This is a genomic window from Cytobacillus firmus (assembly GCF_023715565.1).
In the GTDB taxonomy this organism is placed as follows: domain Bacteria; phylum Bacillota; class Bacilli; order Bacillales; family Cytobacillaceae; genus Cytobacillus; species Cytobacillus firmus_C.
Genome location: NZ_JAMBOJ010000031.1, coordinates 21,718 through 47,764 on the forward strand (window position 1 = coordinate 21,718; position 26,047 = coordinate 47,764).

Here is a 26,047-nt window from a genome sequence, read left to right on the forward strand (position 1 = left end):
ATACGGTACAAATATTGTTATCTAAGCAAAAAAAATTAAGTTCTTACTGCCCACTTCGGGCGTTTCATATGGGAGAAAAAGCTGTTTCTGCGTGTACGTGCTTCAATGCGGCTCTCGCAGAATTGGTTGGATGCTTCAACTGTTGTAATTCCATTTGCTTCAGCATGTTCGTAGATGTTCAGAAGAGAGTTATAAATAGCTTTCGTTTTGCGGAGTACCCTTTCTTTATTAGGTGTATATAATTCATCTGCGACTTGGATTAATCCCCCTGCATTTACAATATAATCGGGAGCATATAAAATCCCCTTATCTTTAAGGATTTGACCATGGCGCATATCCATTAGCTGGTTATTGGCAGAGCCAACGATTGCTTTGACTTTAAGCAAGTCGATGGTGTCATCATTAATGATGCCGCCCATTGCACAAGGAACAAAAAAGTCTGCCTTCGCCTCATATATCTCATCGCTGGATAATACCTTCACGCCTGCCCCGATTTCTTTCGCCTTGCTGAGAAGCTGGTCGATTGCCTGCTGGCTGATATCTGTCACAAATAAATCTGCGCCTTCCTCCAGCAGTCTTTCTGCGACTTTATATCCAACCTTGCCAAGTCCCTGGATAGCATAACTTTTGCCTGAAAGGTCATCTGTTCCGTTTAGTGCTTTATTTGTTGCCTGCAGGCCGTAAATAACTCCCTGGGCTGTAGGTACGGAAGAATCGCCGCTACCCCCATAAACCTCATCAACCCCCACAATGCAATTCGTTTCCTTGAGAGCATGAACGAAATCCTCTGTAGTAGTACCCATGTCTGTCCCTGTATAGAAGCGTCCATTCAGTGATTCAACAAATTGTCCAAAAGCCCGGAACAGCTCAGGCGTTTTATCTTTTAATGGATCCCCCATAATGACAGCCTTCCCGCCTCCGAAGTCACAATCACTAGCAGCACATTTATAGGTCATGCCTTTTGATAATCGGAGGACATCCTCAAGGGCATCATCAACGCTTTGATACGGAAACATGCGGCAGCCTCCCAAAGCCGGTCCCAGCCTTGTGCTGTGGATAGCAATGATTGCCTTTAGTCCGGTAGATTCATCGTTGCAGAATACCACCTGTTCATGGTCTTTAATTTTTTGAAACATATCTGTCATTTCATTCTCCCCTTTGTATATGATAGCGCTTACAATATGATTAATTAAAATCCCTTTTCTGTGGCTCTGATACTGCTATTCTTATAATCTTTCTTTAACAGGTCTGCAATCCTGCTTTTCTTCAGAATCACCTGTTTGACTTCACCTTCGCCAGCAAGTTTTTCTCCATTGTGGACTGTAACAGTTGAGTAGACAGCATTTCCTGCTAGCTTGGATACTGTAGCTGTAATAACAAGGGGGGATCCTTCAGGTGATGGAGATAAATGCCTGGCGGAAACAGCTCCACCCATCCCTTCTTCTTCCTCATCCAAATAGGGGGTGATCAGGAGGCGGGATGCCCACTCCATGTGGTAGATCATGGTTACGGTGGAATAGACAGGATGAATGACCTTTCCTTCAAATTGTGCGAACATTTCAGGGGTTACCACTGCACGGATAACTGCCTGATTCCCAATCTGCAGCCCAGGTTTCATAACACTCCTCCCTTTTTAACAATAATATGTATGACGTTTATTTAACGATATGATACCATTACGTTAAATAAATAGTCAATAAATTGTAAAAACTTTAAAAATTCTTTTGATTCTATTCCATGTAAAAAGGATTAACCGGCAAATTGGCTAATCCTTTTATTATCTTAAGAAAGCAATGCACGATCACTTGCCATTTTTGTTCCGCGGATACGTTGAAATTCATTCAATAGCTGTTCAATTGTCAGATGCTGTTTCTGCCCATCATCTACTTCAAGTATAATCTGGCCTTTATCCATCATAATCAGCCTGTTTCCTAAATCCAATGCCTGCTGCATATTATGAGTGACCATTAAAGTAGTTAAATTGTACTTTTGAACAATTTCTTTTGTGAGGTTTGTAATAAGCTCTGCACGTGCCGGATCGAGAGCTGCTGTATGTTCATCCAGTAAAAGAATGGAAGGCTCTGTAAAGGTTGCCATTAATAATGAAAGTGCCTGCCGTTCTCCTCCTGATAGGAGACCGACCTTTGCATTTAAACGGTTTTCAAGGCCAAGATGAAGACTTTCAAGAACTTCACGGAAATAGTCTCTGCGCTTTTTTGTCACTCCCGTTCGTAAAGTTCTTGTTTTATTCCGTGAATACGCCATGGCGAGATTTTCTTCGATTGTCATGGACGGGGCAGTGCCAGCCATCGGATCCTGAAAAACCCGGCCTATCAGCTTTGACCGGTTATATTCCGACATGCCCGTTACGTTGTGGCTATCAATGAAAACAGACCCCACATCGGGAATCATAACGCCCGAGATGATATTCATTAAAGTGGACTTTCCTGCCCCATTACTTCCTATGACTGTAACAAAGTCTCCTTCATTTAATGTAAGATTGATTGTATCAAGTGCGATTTTTTCATCAGGTGTTCCTTCATTGAAGACTTTATGAATCTGATTTAATTGCAGCACCAGCCTCACCCTTTCTGCCTGATGGCAATTCACTTATGTTCATGCTTCCTGCCAGTCTTTTAGCTTTCCGTTTCTTCTCCTTCGTGCGGTCAATAATCTTCGGCATTATTAACGCAAGGATGACTATTGTTGCTGTAATAAGCTTCATATCACCCGGCTCCAGAAACTCTACCCTTAGCGCCATAGTAACAACGATACGATAAATTATTGCGCCGCCAATAACCGCTAAAGTTGTTCTGGCAATTGTTTTTGTTCCGAACAAGGCTTCACCAATGATAACTGAAGCCAGTCCGATAATAATCATTCCGATACCCATACCAACATCGGCGAATCCTCCCTGCTGGGCAATCAGTGCTCCTGAGAAAGCGACCATTGCATTGGAAAGGCCCAGCCCCAAAATCACCATCATATTGGTATTGGCGGAAAGACTGCGGATCATCCTCTTGTTGTCACCTGTTGCCCTTAAGGCTAAACCAATCTCAGTCTTAAGAAAGCGATCTGTCAAAAATTTTATCGTCAATGTGACAACTAACATAAAGAGAATAATGCCCCATGTTCTCGGAAGGCTGTCACCAAGCCCTACCATGGATAAAATAGCATTGAAGAAAGAATCGATTCCTGTTTTATCCCAGAAATCTCTTACATGTGTAATGGCTGTTTCTGTGTTCAGGAGGGGAACATTTGATTTACCCATAATACGAAGGTTTATCGAATATAGAGCAATCATCATCAGGATTCCTGATAACAGAGCATTAATCTTTCCGAAAGTATGAATAATACCCGTAATGCAGCCGGCAATAAAACCTGCGAATAATGCAGTGACTGTAGCAAAAAAAGGATTTGCCCCGCTGACAATCATAGTTGCAGCTACAGCAGCTCCTGTCACAAAACTTCCATCAACCGTTAAATCCGGGAAGTCTAGGACCCTGAACGAAAGATATACTCCAAGTGCCATAATTGCGTAGATAATTCCTGACTCGAATGCACCGAATATCGCTGTAAACACTAAGAATCACACCCTTTATTTTGTTTTAGCTTAAAAACAGCCGGCCGGATTTTTGCGTTTCCAGCCGGCGGATTTTTACTCTTCAAAGAACTCTGCGAAATCAGCCCATTCCTCTTTTACTTCCAGCCCCTGTGTTTCAGCTGCTTTTTTGTTGATGACCAGTTTTAGGCTTCCAGGAAGCTCAACCGGAATTTCTGAAGGCTTCTTGTTTCCTTTTAAGATTTCAGCTGCCATTTTGCCTGTCTGGTAACCCAGATCAAAGTAGTTGAAACCGCTGGCTGCTATAGCTCCGCGTTCCATGGAATCAAGCTCACCGACGAATAAAGGAATCTTTTTACTGTCAGCGACAGAGATAACGGATTCAAGAGCCGATACAACCGTATTATCCGTTGGGACATAGATGGCATCCACTCTTCCAACAAGGGAGTCGGCAGCCTGTTTAACTTCAGCAGAAGTTGAAACAGATGCTTCAACAATCTTAGCTCCTTTTGGTTCTGCAAGTTCTTTTACCTGTTTTACCTGAACTTCGGAATTTTGCTCTCCGGAATTATAGATGATGCCAATATTTTTAACACCCGCTTCATCAATCATAAAATCAATTGTTTTAGAAGTTCCTTCCGGATGGTTATCAGTTGTGCCTGTAATATTGTCTCCAGGCTGATCGAATGATTTAACAAGACCGGCTCCAACAGGGTCTGTAACAGATGTAAAGAGAATTGGTATGTCTTTAGTCGCATTAAGAGCACTAACGGCACTTGGAGTGGCATTTGCAAAAATCATATCCACTTTATCGCCTACAAAGTTATTAGCGATCGACTGGGTATTGTTCATATCAGCCTGAGCATTTTGGAAATCAAATTTTACATTATCGCCTTCTTTGAATCCTTCATCTTCCAAAGCTTTTTTAAATCCCTCTGTAGCTGCATCCAGGGAAGGATGCTCGACAAATTGTGTGATGCCAATAGTGTACTGCTTCTTTTCATTACCTTCTGAAGAAGAACCACCGGATTTCTCCTGTCCGCAGCCGCTCAAAACAAGCATACCTGCAGCCATTAATAAAGAAAAAGTTTTCAACGATTTTTTCATTATTTGACCCCCTATACTACTTTATTTAACTATCAGCATGCTGATAGCTTACACCCTTTTTGTATACGCTTACATAACGAAAAAGATAAATGGTTATCACCATTTATATGATATTTACTTTAGATATCGTAAATACAACGTTATATTATCACCCCGCGCCCAAGAGTGTCAATAATATTCTAAAAATTTGATATATTTTAATAAATTGTTTTAAAAAAAAAGCAAGCAGGTGAGCAGCCCTGCTTGCTAATTTAATAGCTTCTTTGCCTTATGAAGCTGAAGATCCGCATCCTCTATCATTTTTTCCAGAAGCTCCTTTACGCTCGGGAGATCACAAATCAGGCCGGCTATTTGCCCGCTGTTCATAAAACCTTCATTGCCGTTTCCATTTATTGCTCCAACTTTATGAAAATCTTCAGAAGTTAATAGATTAAACTCATCAAGAGAGATTCCTTGTTTTTCGTAATCCAGCAATTTATTGGCATAACCGGTGGCAATCACTCTTCGTATCCTGCCAACTGAACGCCCCACAATAAGGGTTTCATGATCAGATGCTTCAATGATTTTCTTTTTATATTCCGGATGAAATGGCGCCTCTTTGGTTGCTATGAATCTCGTGCCCATTTGTACACCGCTCGCCCCAAGGGCAAGCATAGCGGCAAGCCCTTTGCCATCACCGATTCCTCCGGCTGCCACGACAGGAACTGAGACTTGGTCTATTATTTGAGGGATCAATACGAGTGTAGTGGTTTCAAGAGCACTATTGATTCCAGCTGCCTCATACCCTTCTGCCGCAATGATATCAGCTCCTGCTGCCTCTGCTTTTAGCGCCTGTCTTACAGAAGCAGCCACTGTAATGACCTTCACCCCATTTTCGTGCAGCTTAGGTATAAAAGGGGCAGGATTTCCAGCCGAAAGGGATACTGCAGGAATCTTATGTTTAATGATAAGGGATAAGATTTCCTTAACATACGGGGAAACACTTAAGGCAATGTTAACGGCAAAGGGCCTATCTGTTAAACTCTTAGTTTCTACTATTATCTTCTCAACTTCCTCCGGAGGCATTGTTCCTGCTCCGATAGTGCCAAGACCGCCGGCTTCAGAGACGGCGGCTGTCAAAATGGCGTTGCTGATATTCCCCATGCCGCCCTGGATGATTGGATATTTAATATTTAAAATGTCTATTAATATATTCAACTGAATTCCCCCTTCGTTAAAATAATGTTATATTAATTTCATCAATTTGACAATTAGTGAAATACAAAAAAGAGCCATCCTGCTTCCTATGCAGAAAAATGGCTCTTTTTTCACTCAACCATGTAAGGGTGATTTAATGCGTCATAATCAGCCGCTCTGTTTTTCAGTTCATTTCCTTCTTTAAAAACACTTTCAAAGAATCTGGATGCAGGTTCTGCTAATTCTTTATAATATTCACTGAATAAGGCAGCAGCATGACTGCCCAGCCACTTATCAGGAAGAAGCTCTTCAGGGAGTCCAGGATCATAAAATAGAAATTTCCGGTATTCATGCACAAGCTTCGTTCTTTCTACGAAACATTCTGCATCAGTCATATTTCCCTTCAGGATCTTATTTTTATCAATTATATATTTCTGGCTGTATTGGGAAATAAATTCCTGGTATTTTTCATTGATTTCTGTCAGGTTCCAGCTTTTTTCTACAATTTCGATATTTTTATGCGGACCTGCATATCGGGCAATAAAGAAATCGACATAGTCGGCAATATCATATTTCTCAATTAAATCAAATACTTGTTTCTCAAGATTATTAGCCGAGATCCAGCAGCTGCTGGACATGGATCCAAAACCGCTCCATACAAGCTCCTTGCGCAATTCATCTCTCACATTGCGTATTTCCTCCGGGATCGTATACATAAGGATGCGCCACTCGCCATCCCACTCCTCAGGCTTTAATTTAAAAATACGTTTAGCCGCTTCCTCAATCCTTTTCTGGCCTCTTGGCGTTAAGGAATAGTAGCTTTTATTGCCGATCTTGTCTGCACTCACCCAGCCCTGTTTATTCATGCGTGAAATAGCAGCTCTGACAGACTGGTCATTGTGCCCGAATTCACTTAATAGCTTTATAAGACTGCCAATCCAAATTTTGCTTCCATAGTGTGAAATATAATCACCATAAAGTGTGAAAATCATTGATCTTGTATTCAACTTGCCTTCATCCTCATTTCATCATGCCGGTTGAACGGAAGAATTTCGTTATAAAGTATTGTACTAAAGTTAGGCAGGTTTGAAAACTTTTTCAGCATACTAAATAAATTGCCTTCGTAGACCAGCACTAAAATCATTAAGAACACAATGACCATAGAGAATTAGTGCCTCTATTGTCAGCGCTCAACAATAGTTGAAATTCCCTGCCCGACGCCTACACACATCGTTGCCAGGCCATATTTTGAATTCCTGCGCTTCATCTCATGCAATAATGTTGTCAGAATACGTGCGCCGCTCGCCCCAAGCGGATGGCCAAATGCAATCGCTCCTCCATTCACGTTTATCAGTTCCGGATCTGCACCCAGTTCTTTGATACAGGCGATAGATTGTGAAGCAAATGCTTCATTTAATTCAGTTAAATCTATATCACTCATGGCAAGTCCTGCCCTCTTTAAGGCTTTCTGAGTGGAAAAAACAGGACCTGCTCCCATAATCGACGGTTCAAGCCCTGCTGCCGCGGAAACAATATAAGTTCCAAGGGGCTTTAATCCCAGTTCACGGGCTTTTTCCTCTGACATCAGCAGCAACACAGAGGCACCATCGTTAACCCCTGAAGCATTGCCTGCAGTAACAGTACCGCCCTGAAAAATGGGTTTTAAACGTGAGAGCTTTTCATAAGATGTTTCCGGACGAGGATGCTCATCATGTGAAATCGTGATTTCCTTCCCTTTTTTATCCATGTATGTAACAGGGATGATTTCATCGTCAAATAAGCCTTTTTCAATTGCTGATTTTGCCTTCTTCTGGCTTTCAAAAGCAAACCGGTCCTGTTCTTCACGGGAAATACCATATTTCTCTGCAACATTTTCTGCGGTCTTTGGCATGCTTTCAGCACCATATATAGTCTCAAGCCTGCTGTTTGTAAATCGCCAACCTATAGTTGTGTCGAACATTTCCATATTCCCTCTCGGATACTCGCTGCTCGGCTTTGCCATGACAAATGGTGCACGGGTCATGCTTTCCGTGCCGCCTGCAATAAAAACATCTCCTTCTCCCGCTAAAATAGCGCGTGCAGCATAATTTACAGCATCTAAACCAGAACCGCAAAGCCGGTTAACCGTTGTAGCAGCCACTTCGACAGGCAAACCGGCGAGCAAAGCTGCCATCCTGGCGACATTGCGGTTATCTTCTCCTGCCTGATTTGCATTTCCCAATATGACCTCTTCAATTTCTGCAGGGTTCACCACGGGATTTCTATCCAGCAGGGCCTTAATAACGATGGCTCCCAAATCATCAGGACGTATATCCTTTAACACACCTTTATATCTTCCTATCGGTGTCCGGACTGCATCCACAATTACTGCTTTTCTCATTGCCTGACACCCTCTCTTGCAGTGTAATCATAAACGCCTCTGCCCGTTTTGCGTCCAAGCCTGCCAGCTTTTACATATTGTTCAAGGAGGGGTGCTGGCCGATATTTTTCACCCAGCTTACTGTGAAGGTATTTTAAATTATTCAGGCGCGTATCGAGGCCGACAAGGTCGCCCAGTTCAAACGGGCCCATTGGATAATTCAACCCAAGCTTAATGGCTTTATCAATATCTTCAGGAGTGCCTAGACCTTCCTGCAGCATATAAAATGCTTCATTCCCCACGAGCGCGCTGATCCTGCTCGTCACGAAGCCAGGAAACTCTTTTATGACGACTGATTCTTTTCCCATCTGCTCGGCAGCATGTTTTATTAACTGTGCTGTTTCTTCGCTCGTTTCAAGCCCTTTAATAATTTCTACAAGCGGCATTTTATGGACGGGATTAAAGAAATGCATGGCAATTACTTTGTCCGGACGATTGGTAAAGGATCCAATCTCAGTTGGACTCATGGTAGAGGTGTTCGTTGCAAAACAGCAATGCTCTGAGGCGTGCTGATCGATCACTTCAAAAATATTTTTCTTTATATCCATCACTTCAGGGACTGCTTCAATAACAAGATCTGCTTCACTTACATGCTGTGCAAGACCTACAGAATATTCAAGACGGTTCTTGCTTTCTTCCATATCAGCAGCTGTAATTTTATTCCCCGCGAGCCCTTTTTCAAAGATGCTGTCAATCTCTTTTTCCGCCCGGATTAATTGCTCCTGGCTGATATCTACAAGGGTTGTATGGAAGCCACCGACTGCACTGACATACGCAATCCCGCGCCCCATCACACCTGAACCGATTACGACAATATTTTTCAAGGTATTATCCCCCTTTCAGTTTAAAAAAAGACGAGCACCCGTACGAGATGCTCGCAAACCATATAACGGGCAAATATTCTAAAAATTAATTCTAGTTTTATCGCAGTCTAACTGGCAGTAAAACCCCACTAATTGAAGTTCAACTTTCTTATTTTACAAGGCTCTTTTCGTATAATTTGTTGTTTTTCGCTTATCAATGTTGTCCGTTGATTGCAGTAAGAGTATGCGAATGCATTTTCGAGGATCTCGCAGCTTCCACTACAATCAACTCAGTAAATATAATATAAATAGCAACAAACTTTACGAATACAGCCTTTTACAATAGCTATTTCCCTTGAAACACAGGCTTCCGCTTTTCCATAAATGCCGCAACACCCTCTTTATGATCAAGAGTTAAGCCCGCAATCCGCTGTCCTTGCGCATCCCGCTCCAGACTATCTTCCAGAGTGGATTCCCAGCTCGCTTTCAGATTTTTCTTGATTATGGCTATCGCGGTTGTTGGCATACTTGCAAGCCTTTCTGCAAAAGCAGTTATTTCAATCTGCCATTGCTCCATTGGAATTACCTTTGTAGCAAGGCCCAGCTCTTTGGCTTCCTCTGCATTAATTTTTTCACCGAGAACTGCAAGCTCCATGGCTTTGGCATGACCGATCAGCTTAGGCAGAAAGTATAGATTTCCGGCGTCAGGCACCAGCCCGACATGTATAAAGGCTTCTAAGAAACTGGCTTTTTCAGATAGGAGCCTAAAATCACAGGCTAGTGCCAGACTCATTCCAGCACCTGCTGCCACCCCATTTACAGCTGCAATAACAGGTTTCTCACATCTATGAATCTCCATCACCAACGGATTATAGAACCTCCGGAGAACCTCTCCATGATCCATGTCCTCATTTACACCCTGAAGATCCTGGCCGGAGCAGAATGCCCGGCCTTCACCTGTAATGACAAGACATCTGACTTCTTTATCCCTGCCAGCCTGTTTTACTGACTGCTGAACCTCTTTATTTAACTGTTCAGTAAATGCATTCAGCTTATCCGGCCGGTTTAACGATATCCATGCTATACCGTTTGTGACCTCGTATTTTACGGTTTCAAACATTCGCTATGTATACCTCCTCTACTTTCCTTTAAATTGAGGCTTGCGTTTTTCAATAAAGGCACTCATTCCTTCTTTTTGATCTTCTGTAGAGAATAATAAGTAAAAATTCTTTCTTTCGAATTCCATTCCCTCATTTAAAGAAGTGTCTACTGCCTTTAGGACCGCTTCTTTAATGAGACGAATAGCGATTGGCGCCTGGCTTGAAATTTGTTCAGCCACTTTTATCGTTTCCTCAAACAGAAGCTCCTCTGCTATAAGCTGGTTGACGATGCCATGGTGAAGGGCTTCTCTCGCCGAGATTCTTTTACCGGTAAAAAGCCATTCCATTGCTTTCGTCTTTCCGACGAGCTTAGTTAGCCTTTGCGTGCCGCCAGCACCAGGCATAACGCCCAGGTTCACTTCCGGAAATCCAAATTCAGCGTTATCCGCCGCAAAAAGCAAGTCACAGCATAACGCAAGCTCAAAGCCTCCACCGAGGGCAAATCCCTGTACCGCGCCAATTATCGGTTTCTTAATCATGGCAAGGCGATCCCAATCTTTAAATTGATTGCGAAGCTCAAAATCGATGGCATGATCATTTGCCATTTCATCAATATCTGCCCCGGCTGCAAAGGCCCTTCCATTGCCGCTTAATACGATGGCCTTGACGCTTGAGTCTGCCTCAAAGCCCTCCATTGCAGCAAGAATCTCTGAAACCATCGTGCGGTTTATTGCATTTAGAACCTTGGGCCGGTTCAAAGCGATTAAACCAAGTTTTCCCTGCTGTGAAACATCAATAGTTTCATAGCTTTTACTCATCTGCTTCCTCACCGATCATAAGTGTGATAATATCACCTGCAAATTTCATGGCGTCTTTGCCTGATGCCTTGCCTTCGTCAGTTCTCATAGCTTCCTGCAGTGCTTCATGGCTGTCATAGTACATTTCGCACATCAAATAGTACTTCCCTTCGCCTCCCATAGGGCTGCCGACAATCCTTGTAACTTCCATTTTGCGGAGACCCGGAATTTTGGCCGTAAGAGGCGCGTGCGTATTAAAATAATGATTATCAAATGCCTCCTTATTTTCTGGATGCTTATAAAGAGCGATTAATTTTACCATTTGTCATCTTCCTCTCCATTTTTAATAGTTTTAGATATTGGATTTTATTTAAATAAAGAGCCTGCTACATCATAGTTGATACTGGTTTCATAGCTTCAAAAGGGTTCCTGCAGGATTTGCAGTATAAGATGCTGCGACAGGCTGTGGGGCCAAAAAGGTTATCCATCGTCGTGTATGCAGACCCGCAAAAAGGGCAATCCACATGCCATTCGCCTGTTTCACTTATGAATTTTGGGGGTGGCGCAATCCCGAATTCCTTAAGCTTTATCCTGCCGTTCTCAGTTACCCGGTCAGACGTCCATGGCGGATGATAGATAAACTGGACTTCTACTTTTTCAAAAATCCCTTCTTTTCCCAGCTCATGTTCAACGTTTTTTCGAATAATATCTAAGGCAGGGCATCCCATAAAAGTAGGCAGGAGTTTAACCAAAACTGACTGGCCCTCCACCTTAATCTGTTCCACCATTCCTAAATCAACGATTGAAATGGTATCTATTTCAGGGTCTTTAACATTGTGAAGCGCTTCTAACGCGGTTTTTATCAACATTTGATCCTGCTCCATTTACATCACCCTTTAGAAAACTTACCAGCTTGCAGCTGGATTTATGCTATACACCTCGCTCAAAGTGGACAAGGCGTCATCCAGGTCGGCAGTATGCTCTCCTATTCGGCCATTTCCATTCTTCATAGCAATATCCGCTTCTGAGACTGACAGATTGACAGATTCAAAAACAGGCTTCATGATAAACAGCCAGCGCTGCTTTAAAACTTCTTCCTTTTCAACTAGGTCATGTTCAGCCATTTCTTTTGCCAGTGGCCCCAAATTCAATACTCCTTCGAAATCCGCTAAGACCTTCCCAATGGCCGCTTCCATTCTCGTTCTGGCTTCTCCGCCAGCCTGCATCAGCTGTATGACCCAGGTTTTCCAATGAAGAAGGTGGTAATAAAGCTCCATATTGACCTTTAATGCTACCTCGGCTAAAGGCTGATAAGAAGAGTTTTTCAGAGAGTCCAATCTGATTTTTTTCGCTTGGGAATAAAAATAATTCCTTACAACTGCAAATGCCCAGTCATATTGAGCTGAAGACAAGTAATGACCAGGGCCATTTACCAATTCTAAAAGGACAGCATTTTGCCTTTCAGATGCCTCTCTTGCATGTGCAAGACTGTCTACATTACCTTCACCGAGATTGGACAACAGCTGATAAAACATGGCCGCATGGCCCATGGTATCCTGACTGATAGATGAAAAGGCGACATCCTCCTCTATATGGGGCGCCAGGCCAAGCCATTCTGAACCCCGGTAGGCAAGGATGAAATCATCGTCAGCCAGCTGATACAATAATGATGTCAGTGCCGGTTTAATCTTAGAGTCGATTGGTATATTTCCTGCTGGCTCATTCACCTTTTTTCACCCCTCCCCATGAAAGAATCTCCTTTTCATCAAGCATTTCCTGCTCATAGTGGCGCCACTTTTTCTTCAGATATCCATATCCTTTAGTCGTGCGGTATTCTTTGTTATCCAGACGCTGAAGTGATTGCTTTTCTTCCGGCGTCAGCTTGCGTATATCAGAGCGTTTGACCACCCAGATATCAGCAACCGCCTCTCTCCTCATAAAATTTTCCTGCGCCATGACGAGTGCAAGCTCCCGATTTGGCGCCAGCAGGGAAAATTGATATTGCAGAGGCGAGGTATCGGTTCTTTGACTAAAAACTTCAAATTCCTGATAGAATCCTTCGTTACCCAAAGGTACCCCTCCCATCTGAACAGTTTAATTTGCAGTATTGAGAGCTTCGCGCACCCATTTGTTAGTATCATAAGCTGTGCGTCGGAGGCCGAGCCTCTCCTGAGATTTTGGCCCATTATTTTTAATAATGTCCTTGAACCTATTCCAATCAGGCTGCTTATAAATCCACAGCTCCCGCTCCTGATCGAAATGCATCGTCTCGTCCGGCAGAGTGAGGCCAAGCGAGAGAACGCGTGGAATATATTTTGTAAAAAAGTCCTGTCTTAAATCCTCGTTGGTCTTTGTTCGAATTTTGTATTTTATCGTTGTGTCCTGTTTGGAAGTTCCTGTTGTGGAGGCATCACCCGGGCCAAAGAACATTAACAGCGCTTCCCACCAGCGGTTAACGGCGTCCTGAACCATCGCTCTTTGCTCGTCGGTTCCTTCAGCCAGCGCCATGATGATGGCTTCACCATGCTGAGCATGAAAAACCTCTTCTGCACAAATTCTCTTAAGGGCTCTGGCATAAGGGCCATATGAGGCGTTAAGCATATTGGTCTGGGTAATGATAGCTGCGCCGTCAACCAGCCAGCCAATCAGGCCGGCATCCCCCCATGTAGGGGCTTCCATATGAAAGACATTATGGAATTTCAGTTTTCCGCTGAATAAATCCTGCATAATATCTTCACGGGTTTTGCCGAGAGGTTTCATTAAGTCCTCTGCAACACGAAGCAGCAGCTGACCATGCCCCATCTCATCCTGCACCTTCGCCATGATCCCAAGCTTGCGTTTTAGTGAAGGGGCTTTCGGCACCCATTCCTTTTCAGGAAGCGCTCCCATAATTTCACTGATTCCATGCATTGAAATTAACTTGATTAATGTCATTCGATAATCTTCCGGCATCCAGTCATCCGCTTCAATTTTTTCTCCTGTATTAATGCGTTTCATAAACTGCTCATATTTTTCTTCTTCCGTCATCTCTTGGTAGAAAAGAGCTTCTGACATGTGTTTCACCCCCAGTGAGTTTAAAATAGTTCGTTCAGGTAACTTCATTTACTATGGCCTGAGTAACAATCCTGACAGCTTTCCCTTCCGATCTTGGCAGCGATTTGGGCGGATGGAGAACCAGTTTAATGGTAATAAAGCAGTTTTGTTTCAACGCTTCCTGAATCTTCTTTTCTACGAATTCCGCTTCCCCCATATTTCTATAAAACTCTTCATTCCATTCAGCATGAAGCTCTAAAGCTTTTAAGCTTCCCTTATTATGCACGTGGATCTGATAATGGGGAGCAAGCTCCGGCATCTGAAGAATACAACGTTCAATTTCGGACGGAAAGACGTTCACACCATTTACATTGAGCATATCGTCGATTCGGCCTTTCACACGGCTCATGCGGATCGTGGTTCTTCCGCACGCACATTTCTCTTTTGAAAGGGAGGCGATGTCCCCGGTGCGATAGCGGATGACAGGAAAAGCTTCCTTCGTTAAACTTGTAAAAACAAGCTCACCTTCTTCACCGTTTGGAAGCGGTGTCATTTTTATTGGATCGATCACCTCTGCAAAAAAGTGATCCTCAGCAATGTGGAGGCCATCCTGAACCTCATGGCATTCCATGGCTACACCTGGTCCAAGCACTTCACTCAGCCCATAAATATCGCATGCTTTAATTCCAAGCTTAGCTTGAAGTGCTTTCCGCATTTCTTCAGACCAGGATTCAGCCCCAAATATCCCAAACTTTAATGAGGTACTTGCCGGGTCGATTCCCCGCTCCTCCATCTTCTCTGCTAAATTGAGAACATAAGAAGGAGTTCCGCAAATAACCTCCGGCTTAAAGTCCTGAATCAGCAGAATTTGTCTCTCAGTATTTCCACCAGAAACAGGTACGGTTGCCATGCCAAGCTGTTCGCTGCCATAATGCATGCCCAATCCGCCGGTAAACAGCCCGTAGCCATAAGCATTATGCAATACCTGACCAGGTTGACCTCCTCCTAAGGAGATTGCCCTGGCTATCAGATTGCTCCACATTTCGATGTCATTTCGGGTGTAGCCCACTACAGTTGGCTTTCCGCTCGTTCCTGAAGAAGCGTGCAGACGCACAATTTCTTTTTTATCCACAGCAAAAAGACCGAATGGGTAATGCTCCCGCAAATCTGCTTTATTAGTAAATGGCAGCTTTTGAATATCATCCAGGCTGGTAATGTCTTGAGGTGTAATATTACTTTCCAAAAACTTTTTTTGATAGAAAAGCACATGGTTATATACTCTCTCCGTTGTCTGCCTGAGCCGGTCCAGCTGCAATTCCTCTATCTTTTCGCGGCTTTCCGTTTCAATATCATGCAGAATCAAGACATGACCTCCCAGAATATTAGGATAATAATTTAATATAACGTTTAAATATCGTTAGATAAAATAAGTGTTATATATTTAACACAAAGATACCGTGTAAACAGGAAAAAGTCAACTTATTTTCTGAAAATTTACTTATTTATTCTAAAGCTAATAAAAAGACCTAGCCCATATATTAAAGGGCTAGGTAATATTTCTCATGACCATTCTTTTAACTTATTTACTATGTTATTCTTCCATTTAGATATTAGTAGCTCTTCACCTTTTGCTGTTTTTTGTTTCTGCCATTCGTTATAGCTTGCTGCAGAAATTAGAATAGAGCCAGCAATTAGAAGGTACGCCCACCAAGGGAGGTTCCCCCAATATGGTCTGGTTTGAAGCAGTACATTCAGGAGCAGAACCCCTGAACCTACAAAGAAATAAGACTTTATCCTCCAAAAAGTGCCAGCAAGCATCGAGATCAGAGAGAGCGTGCCGACTATAAGTGCATCATAAACCGTATTATTTGCAAGGCCATCCTGTACGAGCAGCAGGGATACTGCTATGAGAACTCCCCACTGAATTTTACTGGTCAGCTTAGAATATTGCCCTTTCAGGACTTTCCTGACAAATATAATCAGTATGATCCAAGGGAGAACATATACCTCTCTTATAAAAAGATCCGGTATTTCAATAATTCTTAATATCCTATAATATGGCTCCAGTAATACTGCTCCTGCCAGCAATTCAGGCAACCTATTGTATTTGGATGTCACTCTGTTTCTCTGTAAAAACAATAATGCGCTAATCAGTAGTCCAGGGAGAACTTCCGCCCATAGGGAAACCGCTGGAAAAAGATAAGCAGTAAGCAAAAATAGCAGGGAAATAATTGTGTAGCTATCAGCTTTTTTGCCCATGAAAATTTTAGCGTATACCATTTTGCCAATGAAAACCGCAGCCATGCCGAAGCCTGCAGCCATCATAATTTTCATATCTGGAGCAATACCGTTAATGAATAGGAATTTAAGTACTGCTGCATACAGTAACACTAATGGAATAACAGCTAATATATCAAGCCTGGTTCTATGCATATATAAGATTAACCCTGCTGCATAGGTTATAGATACGATAAATGGAAGAACTCCAAAGGGGTATGACACCAGAAAAGCCAATAGCCCAATCACAGACCAGGGTACTAAGAAGTAAACACTCCTCTGTTTATCCTGAGTTTTACCCGTTATCCAGAATAAAAATACGGCACAACTGACTGATAATATGGCATACTCACTATAACTCTCCTCCCAAATATGCTCCATACCTGTCAAAATCACCATATACAAAGTTATAAAAGAGCTGTAAAGGAATATCTTTACTTTCCATTCATTAGCAGAAACCTTGAAACTGATCCAATAGACTGCCAGGGTGGCTATAAATGGCCAGATACTATTTTCCCTGTAAAGGAAAAATGTCAGGATCATGGCAAAGGGCATGAACATATGGCCAATCCAGCTAAACCCTCTAGCCAGGACAACATCATTTTTAGATATATAAAAAGCCGAACCAAGGAGGATCCATGCCCCTAAAGGAAATTGAACCCAATTAAAAAATGTAAAGTTAAATGGTAAACCAATCAAAATCATAAAGTAAGCAAAAAGTGAAATCGATGCTGTCACAAACGGAATCCAGCTTTGCTTATGGAATTGATATAGGGCAAGGTACAATGCTATACCTCCAATAAATACTGCAGGCCTCATCCAAATTTCATTGATCGACAAAGCAGTGGCAGTAAACAGTGAGATTGTATAATATCCCAGCGAAATTAAAAACACGTTTTTGGCTTGAGTTTGATGTCCTTTCTTAGAAAGAATGACATAAAGGATAAGGAGAGCTATACTTGCCATTACTGTATTCATGGCCATACCCAGTTCATTCCGATAAAAGCTTGAATAACTTCGCAGATGTTCACCATAAAGCATAAAGGCAAACCCGATTGACAAGGGAGTAGCCCAAGGAATCGTTTCTGTATAAAAGCCCCTATTTTCAACCTTATTCATGAGGTACAGTACTAAGCTGAAGATTAATAGCATCGTGCCTGCAGCAAGCCAATCAAGAAGGCCTGCAGCTATTACAGCTGAAAACAGCATACTAGTGACTGCCACATCGCGTGAGCTTGATTTCACTACTTTTAAGACCGGATATTTAAGCAGATACCCGAAACTGATAAAAAGCACAAAGCCACTAAAGAATATAGGTATTGATAAATTGGTGAACAGGATTATTTTATCCAGCATAAGAATTGCTTGGAATAGGGCAGAAGCTAAAAAAACAGGTGCCAGGTAAGCAAACAGCCTGTGTCCCATAATATTTGCCAAATATATAAACTGCCCCGCTAGTATTGTATAGGCCAGCAGCAGTGATACAGAAGGCTCCCCGGCTGTTAACAGGAATCCTTCGATTGAAATATAAAGGAAAGCAAGTATTGAAACTGCTGCACTGGTCAGTCTGAAAATCTTCTCCCAGGAATATTGCTTATCCATAACCATAGGAACAAATAGAAAACCAATTCCTGCTAGCGCATAGAAAACCGGACCAGATGTAACTAACATACTATTTTCAATCAACTGATAGATACCATAAACAATTAGCAGGCTGAAGACGAAATGAAACTCCTTCCTGCCTGTGACATACACCATCGATAAATACACAGCTGCAGTCAGCAGGATATTCACACTGTAAAAAATATGGCTATTGAAAAAGGCTAGCATCAATAAAGTCGAGATCACTAAATTGATTTGAGCAAAGTAAACCAGTTCTTGTGAAAACAATTTAAGATTGGCATGCTTTTTCATGCGATGATAAGCTGCTGACAGAAGAGCATTGAAAACCATCAATCCAAGATAAAAGCCGTCATTTTCAAGACTGAATGCTTTCAGAGTAAAACCAGCACATGCACTCAGGGCAAAATATGCAAACCAGACAAAAAGACGTGAGCCCAGTTTGTATGCAAATACACAATACACAGGGATGATTATTAAACTGCCAGCCGTTCCAAGTATATAGCGTCCTTCTCCATAGAAAGAAAGATACGGGCCAAGTAGTTCAAACCAGCCGACAGACAATATAAATATTGGCAAAAATAAACTTCCAAGAACAATGAAAGCAAATGATGTTCTTTCAATTTTCAGCAGCTTTCCGGAAATATACGCAAAGCCATAGAAAAGAAGCGAAACCACTGCAATGGATGCACTTTTCATGAAATATGACATTGTCGCCCAGTTGCTTGTTGCCACAAAAAGTCCGCCAATCAGGAGCAGAATTACTCCAATATTCAGCAACCAGGAAATGTTCCTTTCACGGATTTCTTCCTGAGATATCTTCTTCTTCACAATTTCTTTTGCCGGCAGTATAGCCTTTTTTCTATTTTCTTCTGCGACTTTTGCCGCCTGAATCTGCTCTCTTTTCTGCTCTTCAAGGTCCTGATAGTACTGATGATGGGCTTTTAGAGTTATTTCATAATGTTCTGATGAAATATAGTCCTTCTCTTTCAATTTAGTGAGTTCAGCATGAAATATATCGTGATGATATTTTTCTGTTTGTGGGTTCAAGGGATCCACCTCTTTTAGATAGAATAATATTCTATCGGTTCTATTAGTGTAATATTACACAATTTGAATGAATAAATCAATCGCTATTTAGCATTTATTACCTCTAAAGTAGGTTTATACAATTTATTTAATTATAAGATGTAATAAAGAAACAAAGTCGCAGGTTTGAGCTGAACTGCTGGTGAGAATGGGGAAATGGGAGCGCCTTATGATGTTCACGATGTTTTTAAACATTTTGATGCATTGGATAAACATAAGTTTCTTTTTATTAAATATGCACCACAGAGGTATAATCTGACTGGGGATTTAGCTAGAAAGTAAAAGCCCGCTAATTAAGCGGGCTCATGGGGAGGCCAATTCTGACCTTCTTTTTATTCTGTAATTGTGACTAACTTTACATCAGCGAAATCAAATCGGTGATAGTGACCTTCAGTACATGTCAGTTCAACAAATCCTTCCAGATCTTTAATGCTGCCGATTACCTCGGATTTATTTTCTGCTTCAACCTCTTCTGTTACGGTAACGCCTTTTTCAAAAGTATAAATAACCTTAAATGTATTCATATGTGTAAAACTCTCCTTTCCCTATTTTTGTTCCCATCACTGCAGTGATTAAAACACATAAATCATTATTTCAGTTATTTTCCAACAGCCAAATTAAACACTTTCAAAGGAAGTTGCTGGCATTAACTGTTTTTAGCAAGAAAATAGCAAGAGCTAGCATTCTGCTATTCGACAGATATCGGCTGGTATCACCATAATCTCACACATACAGCCATTTTCTAATTGACTTCGACAAAATTAAATTTCGTTTCTTAGAAATGAATCATAAAAAGGTCAGTCTTAGTTAACATAAAAATATTATAATAAACCGTTAAAAATGAAGGCTGTTTTCGCAAAGTTTGTTGCTATTTATATTATATTTACTGAGTTGATTGTAGTGGAAGGTGCGAGATCCTCGAAAATGCATTCGCATTCTCTTCGTGCGGTGTTTACTAAAGGTAGCTTATTCAACGTCCTACGGGAGTAGCGGGACAGGTGAGACCCCACAGACGCGTAGCGTCGAGGAGGCTCACCGCCCGCCCCGTGGAAAGCGAGCATTCTCTCACTGCAATCAAAGGACAACATTGATAAGTGAAAAACAACAATTTATACGAAAAGAGCCAAAATAAAAAAGAAGCCCTGCTATTAAGCGGACTCCTCTTTTCCATTATTCACCTAAATCAACATTATGATAAACACGCTGGACATCTTCCAGATCTTCAAGGGTGTCGATCAACTTTTCAAATTGCGCTTGTGCATCAGCTTCCAGGGTGACTTCATTTTGCGGGAGCATTGTTAATTCAGCAACAGCAAACTCATTGATACCCGCGGATTTGAATGCTTCCTGAACTGCATGAAATTGATCGGGATCAGCATAAACAATTACAGTGTCTTCTTCTTTCAGAATATCACGTGCATCTACGTCAGCTTCCATTAGGATTTCCAGTACTTCTTCCTCTGATTTGCCTTCAATTCCAATAACAGCGGTTGAGTCGAACATATAGGAAACAGATCCGCTCACACCCATGTTTCCACCGTTTTTACCGAATGCAGCACGTACATTAGATGCTGTACGATTTACGTTATTCGTCAATGCATCAACGATAATCATTGATCCGTTAGGCCCGAATCCTTCATAGCGAAGCTCGTCATAGTTTTCTTCCGTACCACCTTTTGCTTTTTCTATTGCGCGATCAATGATATTTCTTGGCACGTTATATGTTTTTGCACGCTCAAGCACAAATTTCAAGGCCTGGTTTGCTTCAGGATCAGGCTCCCCTTGCTTGGCAACCACATATATCTCAAGTGCAAACTTGGAATAAACACGGCTCGTATTTGCGTCCTTTGAGGCTTTCTTTTCTTTGATATTGTTCCATTTACGGCCCATATGTCCCACTCTCTTTCAACTTTGGATCAAATAAGTAATAGAGTCTTCAATTTTCTGAAGAACTCTCACTAAATTATTATACATTAAGACACCTGTTTTTTTCGAGCATTCTTTCTTGAAAATGACTCTTGGCATCAAAAGAAAAAAGAGACACAAATGTGCCCCTGATCAACTCAACAGGATTCTTTCTAATACCTTTTGCACCTGGTTGCCTTCTTTAAAGGATACCAATAGTGCTTTATCTCCTTTTATTGCTTTCAAAAGTTCTGCAGGAAGACTGGTTTCAGGTTCATCAAGCTTTATAATTTCTCCGCTCTTTTCAATGCCAGTTTGAACCAGAATTCTCCAATTCTGCATATCTAAAGTTCCTTTATCACCAAAAACTTTAAAAGACAAATGTTCTTGCTGCCCGATTCCGGCTATTCCGTTAAACACAACCGGAATTCCGTTTGGCAGCGTTAATAGGGTTGAAAAGCTTGTTTCACATAATCGGTCATCTTCAGGGTATTCAACAAAAGAATGGACAATATCCAATTCTCCGAAGGTATCGTGAATCATGTGAATAAAATGGGGGACTACTTCCCTGATAAAGCCCCCCTGTTCCTTGCTTGATATCCAATCGTTCTGCTGCCACTCACGCGGCCATTGCTTAAACTGCAGGTGCAGTTCAACTTTTTTAATCCTGCCCAGTTCACCATTATGTATCTTACGCTTAAACAATTTAAATACCGGACTATATGCCATGGGAAAATTCATAGCGTGGATAATCCCGGCATTCACAGCAGCTTCACACATTTCTATTGCCTCTTCAATTGAATTGGCCAGAGGCTTTTCACAAAGAAGATGCTTGCCGCTGTTTATAATATCCATTGCTATAGGATGATGATATTTTGGCGGAACTCCCAAATAGATAAGCTTAATGGTTTCATCCTGAAGTAAATCCAAATAATTGGTAAGCAATGTTACATCCGGCAGCTCAGCCTTAAACTTATCTAGTCGTTCAGCATTTTGGTCACAAAGTGCTGCAATGTCAAACTCCTTATGCTGATGAAATTGACGGAGTATTCTTTCCCCTACAGCACCCATCCCAATTAATCCTACTTTAATCTTTTCTCTCACACATGTCACCTTCTTATGAAAAATCATGTACTCCTTTGAATTATATCGTTAATTTCAAATATTCAAAAGTTTAATTTATCTCACAAGGTCATGGAATAAGGACCAAAAATATACCGGCCAATAATTGGATAGAAAAATTTTGAATGGGGATAATAATTTTAATAAAACAATCAGGAGGTGCCACCATTGGACCTGGATAAGGATATGCAATTTGAAATCACTAGTACGTTCATGCCAAATCTTAACCGTTCCCAAACACTTAAAATTCTGGAGGTGACCCAGAACAGTGTTGTTATTCAAATGGACAGATCGAATGGACGCGGAGTTTTCCCTGCAGAAAACTTTCATTATTGGATTAAACGAGGCTCTCTTATTAAATTGAATGGCCACCATAAAAGAACTTCATAGAGTACTTGACCATTTTAATTTATGCATCATATGGCGAGTGTCCAATTGAAATTAAAAGAGGCTGGCTCCATATCTTGAGCCAGCCCTTCTCTTATCGTTCGCAAGCATAATTGTCCTTATCTCGATCATGCTTTGAGTCATATGCAGGGTGTGTAGATGGCACTCCATTAGGATATACCTTTCTTAACTCTGTACAGTTTTGATAGGACTCTGAACCGCTTTCTGAAGAAGTTGAATTGCCGGCTGTACCGCTGCTGTCATTCGACATGCTTTTATCGGTATTACTTGAAGAACCGCTCACAGCTTTAGAATCCAGATCCCCTTTTGTTGTTCCTTCTTCTCCAAGGGCCCATAACCCTTTGTTGGCTTCCCTTGCTTCCCTGCCGAATTTTTTGAAGTACTCACTGTATTTCACATCCGGATTGTAGGTGGATGGCTCCGCATACCCTTCTAAAACTAAATGGGCATTGAACATATTTTCACGTATTTCATCCTCGTCCATATCATCCGCCGGGATGTCGAGCCAAATAATTCTCAGCAGGCGGCCATATCGATCGGTGTCTGACACATCTTTTTGCATCCAGATCTTCTTGCCGGTCAGCTCAGATTTTGTGAATTGACTCGCTTCTTTCCCGTATTCTTCCACTCTTGTTGTTGATTCGGGAGTGTTTACTCCAATCAGGCGGACTTTCCTGCCGTCAGCGGTTTCAATTGTGTCACCGTCCACTACTCTGCCAACGGTAACTAATTCCAAGCCTAAGTTCTCTGCAGCCTGGCTTTGTTCCTGCTCCTGTTTTTGTTTTTCAGCTTCTTCCTGTTTCTGCTTTCTTTCCTGTTCTGCTTCTAGCCGTGCTTGTTCCTCAGCTTGCTTCTTCGCTTCCTCTTCTTCAGCCTTTTCTCCGGCAAGCTTTTCTTCTTCAGCTTTTTTATCTGCTTTAGTCTCTTCTGATTGTATCTGTTCTTTCTCTGGCTCATTTACAGTTTCGGACGCATCGGAATCTGCAGTTGCTAGAAATATGGATAAAATGAAGCCTGCTGCCATAATCCAGCCCGATCTTTTAAAATTTATTTTATATTTACGGTGCTGGTTATTTAAATATAAACCAATTAAAAAGACTGCTAATCCTATAAAAGCCACAGGTTCTGCTATGCTCATTAACAGCATAAATAAAATAACAACAGTGATAATAGTCCCTCTTATAACTTTCAAGCGCTTATTTCTCTCCCTTTTTTTAAAACGTATTCCTAAGTAATAGTACCTTTTTTCCTGCAAAAAATAAACACCAATTCACTAGTGAACTGGTGTTATAAGTTACTGTTTTTTCCCGAAAATTTCTTCCTGTAGCCTCCTGCCGGTTGGCGTTGCAGCCAGTCCGCCCTCAGCAGTTTCCCTTAGTGCAGAAGGCATGGATTGCCCGATAAGGAACATTGCATTAATGACTTCATCACATGGTATTCTGCTCGTAATTCCGGCGAGAGCCATATCTGCAGCTGTCATAGCATTGGAAGCTCCCATTGCATTCCGCTTTACACATGGAACTTCTACTAGTCCGGCAACCGGATCGCACACAAGGCCCAGCATATTCTTTAATGTGATCGCCATAGCTTCAGCTGCTTGTTTGGGTGTTCCGCCTGCCATTTCTACTATGGAAGCTGCCGCCATTCCGCTTGCAGACCCCACCTCAGCCTGACATCCCCCAGCTGCACCTGAGATAGAAGCATTGTTTGCCACAACAAAGCCAAACGCCGCAGAAGTAAATAGGAATTCGATCATTTCCATACGCGTTGGTTTGAGAACTTCTTTAACAGCGAACAAAGTACCTGGAACCACACCCGCTGAACCGGCTGTCGGTGTGGCACAGATTATGCCCATTGCAGCATTTACTTCATTGGTTGCAACTGCTTTGCTGACAGCATCCAATAAAACATTTCCAGATAAAGCCTTTCCGCTCTGAATGTACTTTTGCAGAAGAACTGCATCGCCGCCTGTGAGTCCTGTTACAGATGTTACCCCTTTCAGTCCCCTCTCTACTGCCTGTTCCATGACAGTCAGGTTCCGGTCCATTTTGGCAATAATTTCATCACGCGTTAATCCGGTTACTTCAATCTCCTGCTGAATCATGATTTCAGCTATTTTTACACCTTTATTTTCAGCGAGAGCTATAAGCTCAGCAACATTTCTAAATAACATTAGACTTTCCCTCCTGATGACCAGCTAACTATTAGTCAACCATTCGAATAATTTGTGTTACATTCGGAAGCCCTTCAAGCTCCGTCATTACCTCCTGGCCAATCTTCTGATCCACTTCTATGACCATGATGGCCATTTTTCCTTTTTCTTTGCGTGAAACTTCCATATGGCCGATATTGATCTGGTGCTTGGATAAAATATTAGTTACAGCGGAGATAACTCCAAACTGATCGTTATGAACAACTAAAATGGCAGGATGTTCACCGGATAATTTAAGTTCAAAGGAATTCAGTTCAGTTATCTCAATGGTTCCGCCGCCGATGGATATCCCTACAAGTTCAATTTCACGATCACCTTCAGATAGCTTCACTCTTACCGTATTAGGATGGTCAGTGACGGTATCTTCTACTGTAAAAATGACATCAATTCCAGCTTCTTCAGCTAACTGCAGGGCGGAAGGGATGCGCTCGTCAAAGGTATCAAAGTCAAGGATACCGCCGACAATTGCCACATCCGTTCCATGTCCTTTGTAGGTTTTTGCAAATGAACCATATAAGGAAATCTCTGCTTTGGACGGCTGTTTTCCCAAAAGAGTTCGGGCAACACGTCCAATACGTGCGGCTCCAGCTGTATGAGAGCTTGATGGGCCGATCATAACCGGGCCGATAATATCAAATGCTGATCTGTATTTCATTTTGTATGCCCCTTTATTTTTATTGTAATATATGGATATAGCTGTTTTGCTAACAGCGTCTATTTTAATAACTCGTCTTATTTATGCTCCAAGGCTGCTTCCGGATGGAGCTCATTTATTGTCCTGATTTTCTGAAGGTAATTATAAATAGTGAATTTTGAAACACCCAGAACAGATGCGACATAATCAGTTGCCCCTTTAATGAGGAATGTTCCTTTGTCTTCAAGCTGGCGTACACACTCAACTTTTTCTTCAAGCGTCATCAATGAAGGTGCCTTCTTAAAGCCCTGAAGAACCTGATCTACCATCTCATGAATAACATCCTGCACAGAATTAAAAAAGGTTTCCGATTTAGACGAATGTTCATCAAAGCTGATAAATTGTTCAATTTCTCCTCCGAATTGCATGAGCAGACTTATATCATAATTTAGGCATAGTGCGCCGATTACTTTATTTTCATCATCCCGGAGAAAAATCGTAGATGATTTCATGACATTTCCTTTTTTGGACTGTGTTTTATAATTCGCAATATCATTTACATCATTTTTATGTTCGGCTAATTCATTCAATACAAGGTCGGTGATGGGAGAGCCAATCTTTCTGTCTGTTATATCTCCTGCTATGTGGATAAGCGATTTTTTTAAGTCGCTGAAATCGTGCACGGCCACTTCACAGCGGGAACCAAACATTCGCACAAGCATATCTGCAGTCCGGATCGCCAAATCAAAAACAGGTCTATGGCATTCCTTCAACTTTGTCACT

General features: G+C 41.8%; 26 protein-coding genes. 1 reads left to right on the forward strand and 25 read right to left on the reverse strand.

The window, feature by feature from the left end:
• Positions 1-35 precede the first annotated feature (35 nt).
• The 21 genes from M3205_RS13795 to M3205_RS13895 form a co-directional block, all read right to left on the reverse strand.
• Positions 36-1,145, reverse strand: a complete 1,110-nt coding sequence (locus M3205_RS13795; RefSeq protein WP_251170434.1) for a Leu/Phe/Val dehydrogenase — start codon at positions 1,143-1,145, stop codon at positions 36-38.
• A 44-nt stretch (positions 1,146-1,189) separates the two neighbouring features.
• Complete coding sequence (locus tag M3205_RS13800) at positions 1,190-1,618, reverse strand: thioesterase family protein (protein ID WP_251170435.1); 429 nt, start codon at positions 1,616-1,618, stop codon at positions 1,190-1,192.
• 164 nt (positions 1,619-1,782) lie between these two features.
• The gene (locus M3205_RS13805; protein ID WP_251170436.1) at positions 1,783-2,577 is read right to left on the reverse strand and encodes an ABC transporter ATP-binding protein; all 795 of its coding nucleotides are present in this window, start codon (positions 2,575-2,577) and stop codon (positions 1,783-1,785) included.
• Positions 2,552-3,583, reverse strand: coding sequence for an ABC transporter permease (locus M3205_RS13810; RefSeq protein ID WP_251170437.1), 1,032 nt, complete (start codon positions 3,581-3,583; stop codon positions 2,552-2,554). Before M3205_RS13810 ends, M3205_RS13805 begins: the two co-directional genes overlap by 26 nt.
• A 75-nt stretch (positions 3,584-3,658) precedes the next feature.
• Positions 3,659-4,669: an ABC transporter substrate-binding protein gene (locus M3205_RS13815; protein WP_251170438.1), complete on the reverse strand. Its 1,011-nt coding sequence runs from the start codon at positions 4,667-4,669 to the stop codon at positions 3,659-3,661.
• 246 nt (positions 4,670-4,915) lie between these two features.
• Positions 4,916-5,866, reverse strand: a complete 951-nt coding sequence (locus M3205_RS13820) for an NAD(P)H-dependent flavin oxidoreductase (RefSeq protein ID WP_251170439.1) — start codon at positions 5,864-5,866, stop codon at positions 4,916-4,918.
• A 110-nt stretch (positions 5,867-5,976) separates the two neighbouring features.
• Positions 5,977-6,852 (reverse strand): phenylacetic acid degradation operon negative regulatory protein PaaX, encoded by an 876-nt coding sequence (paaX, locus tag M3205_RS13825; protein ID WP_095242624.1) that lies wholly within the window; start codon positions 6,850-6,852, stop codon positions 5,977-5,979.
• A 176-nt stretch (positions 6,853-7,028) separates the two neighbouring features.
• The gene (locus tag M3205_RS13830) at positions 7,029-8,225 is read right to left on the reverse strand and encodes a thiolase family protein (RefSeq protein ID WP_251170440.1); all 1,197 of its coding nucleotides are present in this window, start codon (positions 8,223-8,225) and stop codon (positions 7,029-7,031) included.
• Entirely contained in the window at positions 8,222-9,088 is an 867-nt protein-coding gene (locus M3205_RS13835; protein ID WP_285886338.1) for a 3-hydroxyacyl-CoA dehydrogenase, read from the reverse strand. The genes M3205_RS13830 and M3205_RS13835 overlap by 4 nt, the downstream gene beginning before the upstream one ends.
• 325 nt (positions 9,089-9,413) lie before the next feature.
• Positions 9,414-10,187 (reverse strand): enoyl-CoA hydratase-related protein, encoded by a 774-nt coding sequence (locus tag M3205_RS13840; protein WP_251170441.1) that lies wholly within the window; start codon positions 10,185-10,187, stop codon positions 9,414-9,416.
• 18 nt (positions 10,188-10,205) lie between these two features.
• Positions 10,206-10,985, reverse strand: coding sequence for an enoyl-CoA hydratase-related protein (locus M3205_RS13845; RefSeq protein ID WP_251170442.1), 780 nt, complete (start codon positions 10,983-10,985; stop codon positions 10,206-10,208).
• On the reverse strand, positions 10,978-11,286 hold the full coding sequence (locus M3205_RS13850; RefSeq protein ID WP_251170443.1) for an EthD family reductase: 309 nt from the start codon (positions 11,284-11,286) through the stop codon (positions 10,978-10,980). Before M3205_RS13850 ends, M3205_RS13845 begins: the two co-directional genes overlap by 8 nt.
• A 64-nt stretch (positions 11,287-11,350) precedes the next feature.
• Positions 11,351-11,848: a 1,2-phenylacetyl-CoA epoxidase subunit PaaD gene (paaD, locus tag M3205_RS13855; RefSeq protein WP_251170444.1), complete on the reverse strand. Its 498-nt coding sequence runs from the start codon at positions 11,846-11,848 to the stop codon at positions 11,351-11,353.
• 21 nt (positions 11,849-11,869) lie between these two features.
• A complete protein-coding gene (gene paaC, locus M3205_RS13860) occupies positions 11,870-12,691 on the reverse strand; it encodes a 1,2-phenylacetyl-CoA epoxidase subunit PaaC (RefSeq protein WP_251170445.1) in 822 nt (273 codons plus the stop codon).
• On the reverse strand, positions 12,684-13,034 hold the full coding sequence (gene paaB / locus M3205_RS13865; RefSeq protein ID WP_396105749.1) for a 1,2-phenylacetyl-CoA epoxidase subunit PaaB: 351 nt from the start codon (positions 13,032-13,034) through the stop codon (positions 12,684-12,686). The genes paaC and paaB overlap by 8 nt, the downstream gene beginning before the upstream one ends.
• A gap of 24 nt (positions 13,035-13,058) precedes the next feature.
• Positions 13,059-14,018 carry a 1,2-phenylacetyl-CoA epoxidase subunit PaaA gene (gene paaA, locus M3205_RS13870; protein WP_251170447.1) on the reverse strand — a complete coding sequence of 320 codons (960 nt, stop codon included), beginning with the start codon at positions 14,016-14,018 and terminating at the stop codon, positions 13,059-13,061.
• A 34-nt stretch (positions 14,019-14,052) separates the two neighbouring features.
• Positions 14,053-15,360 carry a phenylacetate--CoA ligase family protein gene (locus tag M3205_RS13875; RefSeq protein WP_251170448.1) on the reverse strand — a complete coding sequence of 436 codons (1,308 nt, stop codon included), beginning with the start codon at positions 15,358-15,360 and terminating at the stop codon, positions 14,053-14,055.
• A 197-nt stretch (positions 15,361-15,557) separates the two neighbouring features.
• Positions 15,558-18,944: a hypothetical protein gene (locus tag M3205_RS13880; RefSeq protein ID WP_251170449.1), complete on the reverse strand. Its 3,387-nt coding sequence runs from the start codon at positions 18,942-18,944 to the stop codon at positions 15,558-15,560.
• Positions 18,945-19,315: 371 nt separating this feature from the next.
• On the reverse strand, positions 19,316-19,507 hold the full coding sequence (locus M3205_RS13885) for a hypothetical protein (RefSeq protein ID WP_009334768.1): 192 nt from the start codon (positions 19,505-19,507) through the stop codon (positions 19,316-19,318).
• 646 nt (positions 19,508-20,153) lie between these two features.
• On the reverse strand, positions 20,154-20,873 hold the full coding sequence (locus tag M3205_RS13890; protein WP_251170450.1) for a YebC/PmpR family DNA-binding transcriptional regulator: 720 nt from the start codon (positions 20,871-20,873) through the stop codon (positions 20,154-20,156).
• 168 nt (positions 20,874-21,041) lie between these two features.
• The gene (locus M3205_RS13895; protein WP_251170451.1) at positions 21,042-21,992 is read right to left on the reverse strand and encodes a Gfo/Idh/MocA family protein; all 951 of its coding nucleotides are present in this window, start codon (positions 21,990-21,992) and stop codon (positions 21,042-21,044) included.
• Positions 21,993-22,169: 177 nt separating this feature from the next.
• Between M3205_RS13895 and M3205_RS13900 the strand changes: the two genes are divergently transcribed.
• Positions 22,170-22,400, forward strand: coding sequence for a hypothetical protein (locus tag M3205_RS13900; RefSeq protein WP_251170452.1), 231 nt, complete (start codon positions 22,170-22,172; stop codon positions 22,398-22,400).
• 91 nt (positions 22,401-22,491) lie between these two features.
• Here the strand turns inward: M3205_RS13900 and M3205_RS13905 are convergent, their stop codons facing one another.
• From M3205_RS13905 to M3205_RS13920, 4 genes are all read right to left on the reverse strand, one after another.
• Positions 22,492-23,610: a thermonuclease family protein gene (locus M3205_RS13905; RefSeq protein WP_251170453.1), complete on the reverse strand. Its 1,119-nt coding sequence runs from the start codon at positions 23,608-23,610 to the stop codon at positions 22,492-22,494.
• 102 nt (positions 23,611-23,712) lie between these two features.
• A complete protein-coding gene (sdaAA, locus tag M3205_RS13910; protein WP_251170454.1) occupies positions 23,713-24,591 on the reverse strand; it encodes an L-serine ammonia-lyase, iron-sulfur-dependent, subunit alpha in 879 nt (292 codons plus the stop codon).
• A gap of 31 nt (positions 24,592-24,622) precedes the next feature.
• Complete coding sequence (gene sdaAB, locus M3205_RS13915; protein ID WP_251170455.1) at positions 24,623-25,285, reverse strand: L-serine ammonia-lyase, iron-sulfur-dependent subunit beta; 663 nt, start codon at positions 25,283-25,285, stop codon at positions 24,623-24,625.
• 77 nt (positions 25,286-25,362) lie between these two features.
• Positions 25,363-26,037: a helix-turn-helix transcriptional regulator gene (locus M3205_RS13920; RefSeq protein ID WP_251170456.1), complete on the reverse strand. Its 675-nt coding sequence runs from the start codon at positions 26,035-26,037 to the stop codon at positions 25,363-25,365.
• Between the last annotated feature and the right edge of the window lie 10 nt (positions 26,038-26,047).

Bases quoted from the DNA above. Each gene is read 5' to 3' on its own strand.
- M3205_RS13890 (WP_251170450.1), bottom strand. From the start codon at position 20,873: ATGGGCCGTAAATGGAACAATATCAAAGAAAAGAAAGCCTCAAAGGAC.
- M3205_RS13815 (WP_251170438.1), bottom strand. From the start codon at position 4,669: ATGAAAAAATCGTTGAAAACTTTTTCTTTATTAATGGCTGCAGGTATG.
- M3205_RS13845 (WP_251170442.1), bottom strand. From the start codon at position 10,985: ATGAGTAAAAGCTATGAAACTATTGATGTTTCACAGCAGGGAAAACTT.
- paaA (WP_251170447.1), bottom strand. From the start codon at position 14,018: ATGTCAGAAGCTCTTTTCTACCAAGAGATGACGGAAGAAGAAAAATAT.
- M3205_RS13800 (WP_251170435.1), bottom strand. From the start codon at position 1,618: ATGAAACCTGGGCTGCAGATTGGGAATCAGGCAGTTATCCGTGCAGTG.
- M3205_RS13795 (WP_251170434.1), bottom strand. From the start codon at position 1,145: ATGACAGATATGTTTCAAAAAATTAAAGACCATGAACAGGTGGTATTC.
- sdaAA (WP_251170454.1), bottom strand. From the start codon at position 24,591: ATGTTATTTAGAAATGTTGCTGAGCTTATAGCTCTCGCTGAAAATAAA.
- M3205_RS13840 (WP_251170441.1), bottom strand. From the start codon at position 10,187: ATGTTTGAAACCGTAAAATACGAGGTCACAAACGGTATAGCATGGATA.
- M3205_RS13850 (WP_251170443.1), bottom strand. From the start codon at position 11,286: ATGGTAAAATTAATCGCTCTTTATAAGCATCCAGAAAATAAGGAGGCA.
- M3205_RS13885 (WP_009334768.1), bottom strand. From the start codon at position 19,507: ATGAATACATTTAAGGTTATTTATACTTTTGAAAAAGGCGTTACCGTA.
- sdaAB (WP_251170455.1), bottom strand. From the start codon at position 25,285: ATGAAATACAGATCAGCATTTGATATTATCGGCCCGGTTATGATCGGC.
- paaD (WP_251170444.1), bottom strand. From the start codon at position 11,848: ATGGAGCAGGATCAAATGTTGATAAAAACCGCGTTAGAAGCGCTTCAC.
- M3205_RS13830 (WP_251170440.1), bottom strand. From the start codon at position 8,225: ATGAGAAAAGCAGTAATTGTGGATGCAGTCCGGACACCGATAGGAAGA.